The sequence below is a fragment of the Veillonella sp. S13054-11 genome (assembly GCF_002959795.1).
In the GTDB taxonomy this organism is placed as follows: domain Bacteria; phylum Bacillota; class Negativicutes; order Veillonellales; family Veillonellaceae; genus Veillonella; species Veillonella parvula_E.
Genome location: NZ_PPCY01000007.1, coordinates 21,327 through 35,248, shown reverse-complemented (window position 1 = coordinate 35,248; position 13,922 = coordinate 21,327). Strand labels below are relative to the sequence as shown.

The following is a 13,922-nucleotide window of genomic DNA, read 5'->3' as shown; positions in this document are numbered from 1 at the left end:
TATATTGTGGAAAATATAGAAAAGATATTTAATAATATCAGATTACAGAAATATAAACCGGGAGGAACATCCTTTGCTGATCCTATACGAAATATATTTGTCCAATGCACACCAGAAGAGGTGGTACGGCAAAAAACAATTCATTTTTTACAGAGTGACTTAGGAGTGCCACTTGAGAGGATTAGCGTTGAAGAGTCTATGGCTCATGTGAAAAGAGGAAAACGGGGAAGAGCAGATATAGTTGTTTATAGGGATGATAAGAAAAAAGATGCACTTTTAGTAATCGAATGTAAGGCCCCTGAGGTGGATGTATCTTGTTATATAGTACGTGAGCAGGCAGAAGGATATCTTAAAATTCTTAATGCTGATTATTATATGCTGATTAATGGGCATCAGATTATAATGTATAAATATAATTCTGGACTTGCTATAGAAATTGAAGGTATTCCTTCTTATAGAGAACTTTTAAATGATGAAGTAGAGTATGCTCGAGCATTGCCGATAAAATCATATAGTTATCATGATATTTTGTCAAAGGACCTTCAACGTGCATTCCAAAAAGAAAATTATTTAGGTGATTCTACATACCATGATATAAAATTATTTGCACTTAATTTCTTAAATTTAATTTTACTAAAAACTGCTATTAATCATGATGATTTAATTGGGATAGGTGTGTCAGAGGATTTTGGTGTAAAAAGAACTAGGTTTGGAAATAGTGCTGGTTATAACTATCAAGAGTTGACCCGTTTGTTTATCGCTAAAGATAATAAGAATAAAGACTTAATTTGGGGTCTTAGTATGATTGGTTATTATAATACACAGTTAAATGTATCAATAACGAACAAGAAAAATAAACATCATACTTTACAATTAGATCTGGATAAATTTTGTGAGTATAATCCAGTTACCAATATGATAACTGTTACACATAATGGAGCCCTATCGTTTGGTAGAGGTGGATCTATGAAACACCAAGTTGTTATAGATTATGTAAAGGATAAAGCACCAGATTTAATTAGAGAGAATAAAGTATATCTTGGTAGTATAGATAATTCTAGGTTGTTGGAATGGGAGCATTTTGATGTTCAAAACTTTATAAATAATTTACTTCGATATGGAATACTTCGTGATGAAGTGCGTGCAAAATATAAAAGGAAGTAATATCTATAAATTTATAGTTGTTGAGAACAAGTAAATGATTTGAGGAGATAATCTATTATGAAGTATATAGAAGAGATTTTTGATAAGATAGAACTTGAAAAATTTCAACGGGATGGAGACTGTATATATGATCCAATACGTTGTTTTTTGTTAGCTGCGACACCGGAGGAGTGTGTTCGCCAAAAAACAATTGTATTCTTGCAACAAGAATTAGGAATACCTATTAATCGGATTTTTGTAGAAGAATCAATGGCACATACTAAAAAGGGATTACGTGGAAGAGCAGATATTGTTGTCTACCGTGATGATGAGTGTACAGATGTATTGATGATTATAGAATGTAAGGCGCCTCATATTAACGTGCTAGGTGATGAAGTATTTAATCAGGCTTCAGGATATAGAGAAATACTTAGTGCTGATTATATTATGCTGGTTAATGGTGTGGAGGCAATTATATATTATTATAATGATGGGGCATATCATGAAGTTAAGGATATTCCTTTATTAGAGGAGCTTTTAATAAAAGAAATTTCTTTTGTCGAGCCAGAACCCTTTGAGGCATATAAATATGAAGAACTTATGTCTGATGAGTTTCAAGAGGCATTTGCAGAGCATGGGGATATTAGTGAATATACGCCTAAATATATCAGAGGGGTTGCTTTAAACCTAATTAATTTAATTTTGCATAAGGAAATTAAAAAGAATGATGTATTAAAAAATATAGGTGTAACAGAGGATTGCTATGTAAGTATGCCACACTTTGGTAATAGTGGCGGTGGCAATTATCAGGTTTGGTCTCGCTTATTTATTGCAAAAGACCATATGAATAAAGATGAAGTGCTTGGTATTAGTATTTGTGGAACTATACATACTGAAAATGATCCACACTGGGGGAATAGAAGTGGCTCTACTCAACTTAATATATCTATAGCTAATAAAGAATCGCGGCATCATTCCCTTCAATTAAATTTAGATCGGTATTGTCGATATAATCCGATTACTAATATAGTAGATATAGTACATAACGGTTCTTTAACAAGAGGTAAAGGGGGCGCAGCTAAAAGAGCAGATGTTATTGCATATATTAAGGAGCGGGCGCCTGAGCTTGTTCATGGTGATGAAATATTTCTTGGATGTTTAAATAATTCTCGTTTATTAGAGTGGAGCGATCCTAATGTACAATCATTTATAAGGAATTTACTACGTTATGCAGTACTTCGTGATGGATTTAGAGCAGAATATAAAAAATCAAAGTAATATTGTTAATAAAAGACCATTCGACGAATGGTCTTTTTTGCATTTATAATAAATCACTCAAAAGTTTAATTTTAATTGCGCCCTATAAATCCAGTATTTATCTACATTCTTTCCTCATAAATCGAATTGGTCAAAATAAAAGTCAAAAAATACACTTTGACATATTGACTTTTTGACTTTTAAGGGTTATTATAATGTCGTAGGGTAAATAAACCCAGTAAAAATAGTATTAGTCAAATAGTTAAACTCTATGATGTATGAGGGGGTAAAATATATGAACAACAACTTTAACAACTTTGGTAATGAATTTTCTAGCATGAATGATTTGTTTAATCAATTGATGGGTAATATGGGTGGTTATTCCACAGAACGACGTAGTTATAAGATTAATGGTCGCGAAGTAACTCCAGAAGAATTTGCGTTTTATCGTCAAACTGGTCGATTACCATCTAATGAAGAAATGCAAGCTGCTCAAGCTGCGCAACAAGGTAAAATTAAACAAGATGGTATCCTTGCTCGTTTGGGGACAAACTTAACTCAACAAGCTCGTGATGGTAAACTTGATCCTGTAATTGGTCGTAATAAAGAAATCCAAGAAACAGCAGAAATCTTAGCACGTCGTACTAAAAATAATCCTGTACTTGTAGGTGATGCTGGTGTTGGTAAAACTGCAGTAGTAGAAGGCTTGGCACAAGCTATTGTAAATGGTGATGTTCCAGCAGCTATTAAAAATAAAGAAATCATTTCCATTGATATTTCCGGATTGGAAGCTGGTACTCAATACCGTGGTTCTTTCGAAGAAAATATTCAAAACCTTATTAAAGAGGTAAAAGCCGCTGGCAATATTATTTTGTTCTTCGATGAAATTCACCAAATTTTGGGTGCTGGTTCCACAGGTGATGGTCAAGGGTCCAAAGGCTTGGCAGATATCTTAAAACCTGCTTTGTCTCGTGGTGAAATGACTGTTATTGGTGCTACAACACAAGATGAATACCGTAATACAATCATGAAAAACGCGGCTCTCGCTCGTCGTTTTAATGAAGTCAAGGTAAATGCGCCATCTGCAGAGGATACTTTCAAAATCTTACAAGGCATTCGTCCATTGTACGAAGCGCATCATAATATTGAATTGCCAGATGCGGTGTTGAAAGCAGCTGTAGATTATTCCGTACAATATATTCCACAACGTAGCTTGCCTGATAAAGCTATCGACTTAATCGATGTAACAGCAGCTCACTTGGCATCTCAACATCCTGTAACAGATATTAAAACATTGGAAGCCGATATTGCAGATGCTAAAGCAAAACAAGAGGAATATGCTCAAAAAGAAGACTATGAATCTGCGATTAATGAAAAAATGCGTATTCAAAAGTTACAAGCAGAGCTTGATAACCATACAGAAAATCAAAAGGTAGTGGCTAAGGTTAACGATGTAGCAGAAGCCGTTGAAAGAATGACAGGTATCCCTGTATCTCAAATGGGAGCATCCGATATCGAACGCTTGAAAGACATGAAATCTCGTTTAGAAGCTCATGTAATTGGTCAAGATAAAGCAGTAGAAGCTGTATCTAAAGCAATTCGTCGTAACCGTGCAGGCTTTGACGAAGGTAACCGTCCAATCGGTAGCTTCTTATTCGTAGGTCCTACTGGCGTAGGTAAAACAGAATTAGCTAAACAATTAGCTTTAGATATGTTTGGTAACAAAGATGCAATCATTCGCTTGGATATGTCCGAATATAGTGATCGCACAGCCGTATCTAAATTAATCGGCGCTACAGCTGGTTATGTTGGTTATGAAGATAACTCTAATACATTGACTGAACGCGTACGTCGTAATCCTTATTCCATCGTATTATTCGATGAAATCGAAAAAGCAGACCCTCAAGTTATTACATTACTTTTACAAGTATTGGACGATGGTCGCTTAACAGATGGTCAAGGTAACACAGTAAACTTTAAAAATACTGTTATCATCGCTACATCCAATGCAGGTTTCGGTTATGGTAATGACAGTGATGATGAAAATAAAGTAGATGTAATGGAACGCATCGCGCCATTCTTCCGTCCAGAGTTCTTGAACCGTTTCAACGCAGTTATCGAGTTCAATCAATTAAGCAAAGAAGATTTGAAAAAAATCGTAGATTTAATGCTCGATCAAGTTAATAAGACTTTGGCTAAGAAAGACATTACTCTTGATGTAACTGATGCAGCTAAAGAATTGTTGATGGAACAAGGGTATGATAAAACTATGGGCGCTCGTCCGTTACGCCGTGTTGTGGAATCTGAAATCCGAGATAATGTAACAGATTTCTACTTGGATAATATCGATGTAAAACACTTGCTTGCTGATGTTAAGGATGGACACATTGCAATCTCTGAAAAAGCAGATTTCGATGATAGTAAAGACCAAGATAAGGCTGAGAAATAAACAATAGACGTATAAGTGTCGGAATAATCATTTGACAAATCTGAATAAAGTAGTAATATTAATAGCATAATTATATAGTGAGTATGCAAGGGAGCCTATTATATAGGCTGAGAAAGGGCTGCGAGCACCTGACCTTTATACCTGATCGGGATCATGCCCGCGTAGGAAGCACGCTAATACTTAATACGGGTATCGATCATTTTGTTCGATACCCGTTTTTGCATACCTAACTATATATGTCTTTTATATAGGAGGATGTAAAAATGTTTATGACACAATTGGAATCGGCTGTGGCTGGTGTAGTTACGAAGGAAATGAAAGTTGTCGCGGAAAAAGAATGTATGGATGAAGACGTATTACGTTCACTAGTGGCAGCAGGAAAGGTTGTTATTCCTTGTAACAAGCAACATACTAGCATTTCGCCAGAGGGGATTGGTAAGCGTCTTAGAACGAAAGTTAATGTTAATTTAGGTACATCGAAAGACGTTACTGATTATGATAGTGAAATTGAAAAGGTTAATCGAGCCATTCGACTTGGAGCAGAGTCGATCATGGACCTTTCAACTCATGGTGATACTCGTATTTTTAGACGTAAATTAATCGAGACATCGCCAGTAATGATTGGTACGGTGCCTATCTATGATAGTGTTATTCATCATCAAAAAGATTTGGGTGAATTAACGGCTCAAGACTTCTTGGACACTATCCGATTACACGCTCAAGATGGTGTAGATTTTATTACTATCCACAGTGGTATTACGAGAAAAACAATAGATCAAATCAAGAATCATAAACGGTTGCTTAATATTGTTAGTCGCGGAGGCAGTTTGGTATTTGCGTGGATGAGCATGACAGGTCATGAAAATCCATTCTACGAATACTTTGATGAAATCTTAAAGATTTGCAAAGAATATGATGTTACGTTGTCTTTAGGTGATGCTTGTCGTCCAGGTTGCTTGGCGGATGCAACTGATGTGTGCCAAATTGAAGAGCTTGTAAGGCTTGGTGAATTGGCAAAACGAGCGAAACAATATGGTGTACAAGCTATGATTGAAGGACCTGGGCATGTACCTTTACATCAAATACAAATGAATATGGAAGTTCAAGAATCTTTATGTGATGGAGCGCCATTCTATGTATTGGGACCGCTCGTCACAGATATTGCTCCAGGCTATGACCATATTACGGCTGCTATTGGTGGCGCTGTAGCGGGTATGCATGGTGCGTCCTTCTTATGCTACGTTACACCAGCGGAACATTTAGCCTTACCAAATGCAGATGATGTAAAAGACGGAATTATGGCTTTCAAAATAGCGGCGCATGCTGCAGATATTGCTCGTGGTATTCCTAATGCAAGAGATATAGATGACACTATGGCTAAGGCACGTCAAGTTCTCGATTGGGAGTCACAATATGCTTGTGCCCTTGATTCGGAACGGGCTCGTTCTATTCGTGAAAGTAGAGCACCGGAGGAAGATCATGGTGAAACCTGTTCGATGTGTGGCAAGTTTTGTGCTGTACGCAGTATGAATAAAGCTTTACAAGAAGAATATATTGATATTTTATAAGCTTTTTCATATGGGAGGTCACTATGGATTTAATTGTTAATGGAGAGCCAAAGCAGGTTTCAAACGAGCAACTTCATTTGGTTCTTAATGAATTAGGGTATGCCGGTAAACACTTTGTAGTTGAGCTTAATGGCGAGATTCTTAGTAAGGAAACGTATACAACCACTAAATTAACGGCTGCTGATAGATTAGAAATCGTTAGCTTTGTAGGAGGTGGTTGATATGTTGGATTCATTTACTGTAGGTAATACAACATTTTCTAGTCGCTTGTTAGTGGGGACAGGGAAATATGCATCCTATAATTTGATGCATGATGCATTAGTAGCATCACAATCAGATATTGTGACAGTTGCTCTTAGGCGAGTAGGTACAACACAAAGCGAGGAGGATATAATAAACTATATCCCCGATAGAATGCATTTATTACCGAATACATCGGGTGCTAGAAATGCAGACGAGGCTATACGCATTGCACGTATGGCAAAAGCATTAGGCTGTGGTAATTTGATTAAGATTGAAGTCATTCAAGACCAGATGTATTTGATGCCCGATAATTTAGAGACTATTAAAGCCACCGAGGTGTTGGCAAAGGAAGGGTTTATAGTCTTTCCTTATATGAGTCCTAATTTGATGGATGCAAAGCGACTAGTAGATGCTGGTGCTAATTGTGTTATGCCTCTCGCTTCGCCTATTGGTAGTAATCGTGGACTTGAAGCAAAAGGATTGATAGAGATTTTAATCAACTCTATTGATGTGCCTATTATTGTTGATGCAGGGATAGGACGTCCTTCTGATGCAACAATAGCTATGGAAATGGGGGCTAGTGCTGTTCTTGTTAATACGGCTATTGCTACGAGTTCGGACCCAGTAGGCATGGCACAGGCTTTTTATCATGCTGTAGAGGCTGGTCGCAAGGCATATCTTGCAAAATGTGCACCTAAGAAGTCTGTAGGTAATGCATCTTCACCGTTAACTGGTTTCTTGCGAAAGTAGGGTGATGATATGTCATTTTTAGATGTACTTTCAAGAGTTTCCGACGAAGATATAGCTGACATATTAGGCGCAGTAACTGATGATGAAATACTTTCAACACTCTCTAAACCTAAGTTAGCTATTGATGATGCACTTATTCTATTATCACCTCAAGCCCTGCTGTATTTAGAAGATATGGCCCAGATGGCTCATGAACGGACGGTACAGCAATTTGGTTATACCATACAGCTGTTCACGCCTATGTACATTTCAAACTATTGCGACAATGGTTGTGTGTATTGTGGATATAGTCATCATGGTGGAATTGCCCGTGAAAAGCTAAGTTTAGCTGATATCGAGCTTGAGTCGAAAGCAATCGCTGAAACGGGATTAGAGCAAGTTTTAGTGTTAACCGGTGAATCTAAATCTTGTAGTCCACCGTCGTATATACAGGCTGCCGTAGAAAAATTGGTTTCTATTTTTAGTAGCGTTAGTGTAGAGGTGTATTCGCTTACGCTGGCGGAATATAGAGGATTAGTTGCAGTTGGAGCGGATGGAATGACGATGTTCCAAGAGACATATAATCCTACGTTGTATGCGCAATTACATCCATTTGGACCTAAGAGTGATTTTGCAAAGCGGATTGATACGCCTGAGTTGGCTTGCCAGGCTGGATTTAGAGTGGTCAATATTGGTGCTTTAATGGGCCTTGATGAATGGCGTCGAGAGGCATACAAGACGATGTTACATCTTAATTACCTTATGCAACATTATCCAGATGTAGAATTATCTGTTTCCGTTCCAAGAATTCGACCTTGTGCAGTAGGTTATTCACCAAAACATCCTGTAGATGATACGGCATTGGTTCAATATATTTTGGCTTTGCGTCTTTTGTTTCCCCGTGTGGGAATTACGCTTTCCTCTCGTGAAAGCAAGTATATGCGTGACAATCTGGTGAGACTGGGGATTACAAAAGTTTCAGCTGGCGTAACAACCTCTGTAGGGGGACATACAAAACAAGATGATTCTAGTCAATTTACAATTAGTGACAATCGCAGCGTAAGTGAAATGGCTGCAATGCTCGAAAATAATGGGTATCAACCCATTTATAAAGATTGGCAGGCACTATGAGGAGATATATGTATGGCTCATATGAATAACGAATTTGAAACGGCTATATCCCACTTCTATAGCCCTGAGGAGTTTCGTAAATTGCAGAATTCAGTAGTAGGCGTTTTAGGTGCTGGCGGATTGGGATCCAATTGTGCTGTTAATCTTGTCCGTAGTGGTATTCGAAATCTAATTATTGCAGATTATGACATTGTAGAGCTAAGTAATTTAAATCGGCAATACTATTTTTCGCGTCATGTGGGGCAGTATAAGGTAGAGGCTTTACAAGATGTGTTAACTGCTATTAATTCAAATGTTATCGTTAAGATTTATAAGGATAAATTGACAACCGAGAATATACCTGAAATCTATAAAAAAGCCGATATTTTGATAGAAGCCTTTGATGCGGTGGAAGCTAAATCTATGTTTTTAGAAACTACAATCTCACTAGATGTACCTAAAATCATGGTATCCGGATTGGCTGGAATAGGTAATTCTGATACGTTACGAACTAAAAAGCTAGGTCAAAATTTATATATTGTTGGTGACGAGCATTCCAGTGTAGAAGATGCGTATCCTTATGCACCTCGTGTAGCTATTGCTGCTGCAAAACAGGCGGATCTAGCGTTATCACTTTTACTAGAGAACACCATGTTTAATGAGGTGAAATAAGTGAATAGAAAAGACAAACTAACAGCGGTAATGAATGCTTGCCCTATATATGGAATTACGGGTGGTACTCGAGATGTAGTTCCGCTTGTAAAAGATATGCTAAGCGCAGGGATACGAATTATACAATATCGTGAAAAGGGAAAAACGCCTATTCTGCGATATCAGGAGGCTATGATTTTGAGACGATTGACCTCTAATTATCATGCTCTATTAATTATTGATGATTATGTTGATCTTGCGCTGGCTGTACATGCTGATGGTGTTCATATTGGGCAAGCTGATTTGCCGCCCAATACGGTAAGACGAATTGTAGGGCCTAATATGTTGATTGGCTGGTCAACCCATAGTATATCTGACCTAAAAGCGGCAAACAGATACATAGGTGTTATTGATTATATTGGGGTAGGGCCTATTTTTTCTACACAAACAAAACCCAATGCTAATCCTGTAGGCATTTCTTATATATATTGGGCAAAGCAGTTTAGTAAGGCTCCCATTGTTGCTATTGGGGGAATTAAAACTACAAATGCTGATACCGTTTGGCAAGCGCATCCCGATTTTATTTGTGCCGTTTCTGAAATAACAGAGTCGGACAATATACAAAATACGGTTTATGAGCTTATGACTGGATATAGTAGAGTGAGATAAAAAATTGAGTTTACATAAAAACCACAAGATTAAAATCTTGTGGTTTTTGTATTTATAAAATAATTTTGTAGATTTGATAAATATCCTTGCTAAGATATAGGTTTATTTAGTATAATCGTATCATTAAATTCAATATTCTATAGAATTTATATAATAGATGAAGATGGAGAGGTAATAGTATATGTCTCATTATGTAGATTTAAATAGTGATTTAGGAGAAAGTTTTGGTAATTATACATTAGGTATGGATAGTGAAGTATTAAATCACGTAACAAGTGCTAATATTGCCTGTGGTTGGCACGCTGGAGATCCTCTTATTATGGATGCGACTGTCCGAATATGTAAGGAAAAGGGTGTAGCCGTAGGGGCACATCCTGGTTATCCAGATTTGATGGGATTTGGTCGTCGTGCGATGGCAGTAAATCCTGCGGAGGCAAAAGCCTATATGATATACCAATTAGGTGCACTACAAGCTTTTTGTGATAGTCATGACCTTACTTTACAGCATATGAAGTTACACGGTGCCTTTTACAATACAGCTTGTGTTACGCCTGTAATAGCTGATGCAATTTTAGATGGTTTACAATCGGTAAATCCTAATATCGCGGCCATGGTATTGAGTGGTAGCTATATTGCTCAAGAGGCACAGCGACGAGGTATTCCTGTTATACAGGAAGTGTTTGCCGATCGTGGCTATACAGAGGAGGGAACATTGGTCCCTCGTACAGAAGTAGGTGCTTTCATCAAAGACCCACAAGAGGCTTTAGACCGAGTACTGATGATGGTTACAAAGGGTAAGGTCGTTACTAATACGGGGAAGACCATTGATATTGTGGCAGATTCCATATGTGTTCATGGAGATAATCCTGAAGCGATAGCTTTCACAAAGTATATTCGGGAAGGGCTATCAAAAGCTGGTATAACGGTGGCGAATTTTCAACACCGATAACACTATTAAGAACATTAAAATAAATGCTTAATTAATACTAACAGAAAATACGAATATAAGTATTAAAAGCAAGTATGAGCTTTAAGCAATAAGTATGACATAGATTAATTATTATTTTGGAGGTTCCTATGAAACCAATTACAGGTAAAGCGAGTTTCTCTGTCCTATTAGGGGCAGCTTTCTTAATGGCCACGTCATCTATTGGGCCTGGCTTTATGTTGCAAACAGCAGCGTTTACAAATGAGTTGAAAGCAGACTTTGCATTTGCTATCGTTATATCCGTTATTTTCTCTATTATTGCACAGCTTAATGTGTGGACAATTATTGGTGTATCCCAAATGCGCGGTCAAGATATTGCGAATAAGGTATTACCAGGCCTTGGGTATATAGTGGCATTTTTAATTTCCCTTGGTGGATTAGCCTTTAATATCGGTAATATTGGTGGTGCTTCTATGGGCCTCAATATTATATTTGGTATCGACACAACAACAGCAGCGGCTATTAGTGGTATTTTGGGCATCTTACTATTTACATCTAAGAAGATGGGTGGTGTTCTAGATAATACGGCTAAAGTACTCGGTACGGTTATGCTCGTCCTCATTGCTTATGTAGCATTTTCAACGAATCCCCCGGTAGGGACAGCAGTGACTCATGCGATAGTACCTACGAATTATCCGTGGCTTGCTACGATAACTCTTATTGGAGGGACCGTAGGTGGCTATATAACATTCTCTGGTGGTCATCGCCTTATTGATGCTGGTATTACAGGTCAAGAACATTTAAAGGATGTACGTCGTGCAGCAATTATGGGCATGTCTGTTGATGCGCTAGTTCGTATATTATTATTCTTAGCTGTTCTTGGTGTGGTATCTATGGGATTTGTACTAGATACTAAGGATCCAGCTGGTTCTGCTTTTCTTTTAGGAGCTGGTGAAATCGGGCATAAATTATTCGGTATAGTGTTCTTCTGTGCCGCATTGACCTCTGTAGTAGGGGCTGCCTACACATCAGTATCCTTCTTAAAAACATTGTTTAAGGTGGTAGAACGAAATGAAAAATTGACTATTATGGCATTTATCTTTATTTCCACATGTATCCTGATTTTTATTGGTAAACCAGCATCTCTATTGATTTTAGCCGGTTCTGTAAATGGTTTGATCTTGCCTGTTACGTTGGCAGTTATGCTTGTCGCAACTCATAAGTCTGAAATCGTAGGAACATATAAACACAATAAACTTTTATATTATACAGGGTGGATTGTAGTGCTCGTAACATCTTACATTGGTGTTACATCTTTAAAGGGCATTGCTAAGTTACTAGGTTAATTAATTATCTGTGAAAGCACCATTACGTTCGTCTTGAATGTGATGGTCCTTTCTAGTTATAGCAGGAGGTACATATGAAACCTACAATTTCACCTGTAGGGGATTGCGCTATCTCTATTGATTTTGGTCAAGCAATCGATCCAAAGATTAATCGACAAATCCGACAAGTTATAGAGCAGATTAAACTCTTACAGCTAGATGGAATTATTGAACTAGTTCCTACATACTGTGCATTGCTTGTTCAATATGATGCAATGGTATATACGTATTCCGACATTTGTAGAACTATTAATCCTATATTACAAGAATCTGTAACAGACAGCGCAAATGAACGTGTTACGATTGTTGAAATCCCGACCATATACGGTGGCGAGTATGGTCCAGATCTAGGCTTTGTAGCCTCTCACAATCATATAAGTGAAGCTGAGGTTGTATCCATTCATAGTGGTACTGACTATTTGGTTTATATGTTAGGTTTTATTCCTGGTTTTACTTACTTAGGTGGAATGAATCCTCGCATTGCAACTCCGCGGTTGTCTTCGCCAAGAACTTTGATTCCTGCCGGGTCTGTAGGTATTGCAGGAGAACAGACTGGCACATATCCATCAGATTCTCCAGGGGGATGGCAGATTATTGGGCGCACACCTGTGACTATGTATGATATGTCTAAAAAACAAGCTGCATTATTAAGAGCAGGGGACTACGTTCGTTATGTGCCCATCGATGATACTGAATTTTATCGCATAAAATCTTTAGGTTCAGCTTATGTTCCTGTTGTACATGAAGTAGAGGTAGGTGATTTGCGTGGCTTTAAATAGTTTTAAGAAAGCTTCAATCCACGTAGATGGACCAGGGATGTATACAACGATTCAAGATGCAGGACGAGTCGGCTATCAACAATATGGTATGCCTGTAGCGGGGCCTATGGATAGTGAAAGCTATCTATTGGGGCAGGCTTTAGTAGGAAACAAGGAGCCTTTAGGTGCTTTAGAATGCACCGTGCTACCGCCTACACTAACGGTTCAAGGTACATGTATTGTTGCTTTTACAGGGGCTGATATGCATCCCACTATTAATAATATAGTCGTGCCTCGATACATACCTTTTATATGTCATGAAGGAGATATTATTTCTGGTAGCTTTAGCCAATGTGGCGTGCGTATGTATATTGCTTTCTCAGGCGGTATTGATGTTCCTGCTATTAATGGTAGCGTATCGACTCATACAAAAGCTAAGATAGGTGGTCTTGAGGGGAGATCGTTACAAGCAGGTGATCAGTTTGGCATTAAAGCATTTACTAGAGACGAAGTGAATGTGTGCGACTTCTATGATGGTCATAACTTATTCAATATCGCCCTATATAACCGCGGCGGCCGTGAGTGTCACGAACCTTTGCGTGTAGTACTAGGGGAGCAAGCAAAGTATTTTACAGAGAAAGGAATCAAGACCTTTGGTAGTAAAATATATACATTGACTGTACAATGTGATCGTATGGGCTTTCGCTTGGATGGCCCTGTTATAGAGCATATAGATGGTGCGGATATTATCTCCGATGGCGCTGTATTTGGTTCTATCCAAGTTCCTTCTGATGGAAACCCTATAGTACTCATGGCAGATCGGCAAACAACAGGTGGCTATACAAAGATTGGTACTGTGATTACGGCAGATTTACCTAGGTTAAGCCAATTACCAGTGGGGGATGGAATTCATTTTGATATCATATCTGTCGAAGAAGCACAAGCGATATATCGTACATATATGAAACGCTTACATAAGCGCATACAATTAGCACACGAACAAAGTGTATATGCCTTTAATGTAACTTAATT

Annotated in this window: 13 protein-coding genes and 1 riboswitch; all 13 genes read left to right on the top strand. The window is 37.9% G+C overall.

Features of this window, described 5'->3' with window-relative positions; all coding sequences use genetic code 11:
* The first annotated feature begins 6 nt into the window (after positions 1–6).
* The 13 genes from VPHSUH08_RS07205 (at position 7) to VPHSUH08_RS07145 (ending at position 13,920) form a co-directional block, all read left to right on the top strand.
* The gene (locus VPHSUH08_RS07205) at positions 7–1,164 is read left to right on the top strand and encodes a type I restriction enzyme HsdR N-terminal domain-containing protein (protein ID WP_105087094.1); all 1,158 of its coding nucleotides are present in this window, start codon (positions 7–9) and stop codon (positions 1,162–1,164) included.
* Between the two features lie 57 nt (positions 1,165–1,221).
* The gene (locus VPHSUH08_RS07200; RefSeq protein WP_105087093.1) at positions 1,222–2,421 is read left to right on the top strand and encodes a type I restriction enzyme HsdR N-terminal domain-containing protein; all 1,200 of its coding nucleotides are present in this window, start codon (positions 1,222–1,224) and stop codon (positions 2,419–2,421) included.
* Between the two features lie 274 nt (positions 2,422–2,695).
* A complete protein-coding gene (locus VPHSUH08_RS07195) occupies positions 2,696–4,849 on the top strand; it encodes an ATP-dependent Clp protease ATP-binding subunit (protein WP_105087092.1) in 2,154 nt (717 codons plus the stop codon).
* Between the two features lie 77 nt (positions 4,850–4,926).
* Positions 4,927–5,034: riboswitch (TPP riboswitch) on the top strand.
* A gap of 78 nt (positions 5,035–5,112) precedes the next feature.
* Positions 5,113–6,417 carry a phosphomethylpyrimidine synthase ThiC gene (thiC, locus tag VPHSUH08_RS07190; RefSeq protein ID WP_105087091.1) on the top strand — a complete coding sequence of 435 codons (1,305 nt, stop codon included), beginning with the start codon at positions 5,113–5,115 and terminating at the stop codon, positions 6,415–6,417.
* A 23-nt stretch (positions 6,418–6,440) separates the two neighbouring features.
* Positions 6,441–6,638 carry a sulfur carrier protein ThiS gene (thiS, locus tag VPHSUH08_RS07185; RefSeq protein WP_105087090.1) on the top strand — a complete coding sequence of 66 codons (198 nt, stop codon included), beginning with the start codon at positions 6,441–6,443 and terminating at the stop codon, positions 6,636–6,638.
* 1 nt (position 6,639) lies between these two features.
* On the top strand, positions 6,640–7,410 hold the full coding sequence (locus VPHSUH08_RS07180) for a thiazole synthase (protein WP_105087089.1): 771 nt from the start codon (positions 6,640–6,642) through the stop codon (positions 7,408–7,410).
* A gap of 9 nt (positions 7,411–7,419) precedes the next feature.
* A complete protein-coding gene (gene thiH, locus VPHSUH08_RS07175; protein WP_105087088.1) occupies positions 7,420–8,520 on the top strand; it encodes a 2-iminoacetate synthase ThiH in 1,101 nt (366 codons plus the stop codon).
* A 12-nt stretch (positions 8,521–8,532) separates the two neighbouring features.
* A complete protein-coding gene (thiF, locus tag VPHSUH08_RS07170; RefSeq protein WP_105087087.1) occupies positions 8,533–9,171 on the top strand; it encodes a sulfur carrier protein ThiS adenylyltransferase ThiF in 639 nt (212 codons plus the stop codon).
* Positions 9,172–9,819 (top strand): thiamine phosphate synthase, encoded by a 648-nt coding sequence (thiE, locus tag VPHSUH08_RS07165; protein ID WP_105087086.1) that lies wholly within the window; start codon positions 9,172–9,174, stop codon positions 9,817–9,819. It begins immediately after the preceding gene.
* A 181-nt stretch (positions 9,820–10,000) separates the two neighbouring features.
* Positions 10,001–10,768 (top strand): LamB/YcsF family protein, encoded by a 768-nt coding sequence (locus tag VPHSUH08_RS07160; protein ID WP_105087085.1) that lies wholly within the window; start codon positions 10,001–10,003, stop codon positions 10,766–10,768.
* 128 nt (positions 10,769–10,896) lie between these two features.
* Complete coding sequence (locus VPHSUH08_RS07155; protein ID WP_105087084.1) at positions 10,897–12,093, top strand: NRAMP family divalent metal transporter; 1,197 nt, start codon at positions 10,897–10,899, stop codon at positions 12,091–12,093.
* Positions 12,094–12,167: 74 nt separating this feature from the next.
* Positions 12,168–12,911: a 5-oxoprolinase subunit PxpB gene (pxpB, locus tag VPHSUH08_RS07150; protein WP_105087083.1), complete on the top strand. Its 744-nt coding sequence runs from the start codon at positions 12,168–12,170 to the stop codon at positions 12,909–12,911.
* 37 nt (positions 12,912–12,948) lie between these two features.
* A complete protein-coding gene (locus tag VPHSUH08_RS07145; RefSeq protein WP_369907547.1) occupies positions 12,949–13,920 on the top strand; it encodes a biotin-dependent carboxyltransferase family protein in 972 nt (323 codons plus the stop codon).
* Positions 13,921–13,922: the final 2 nt, after the last annotated feature.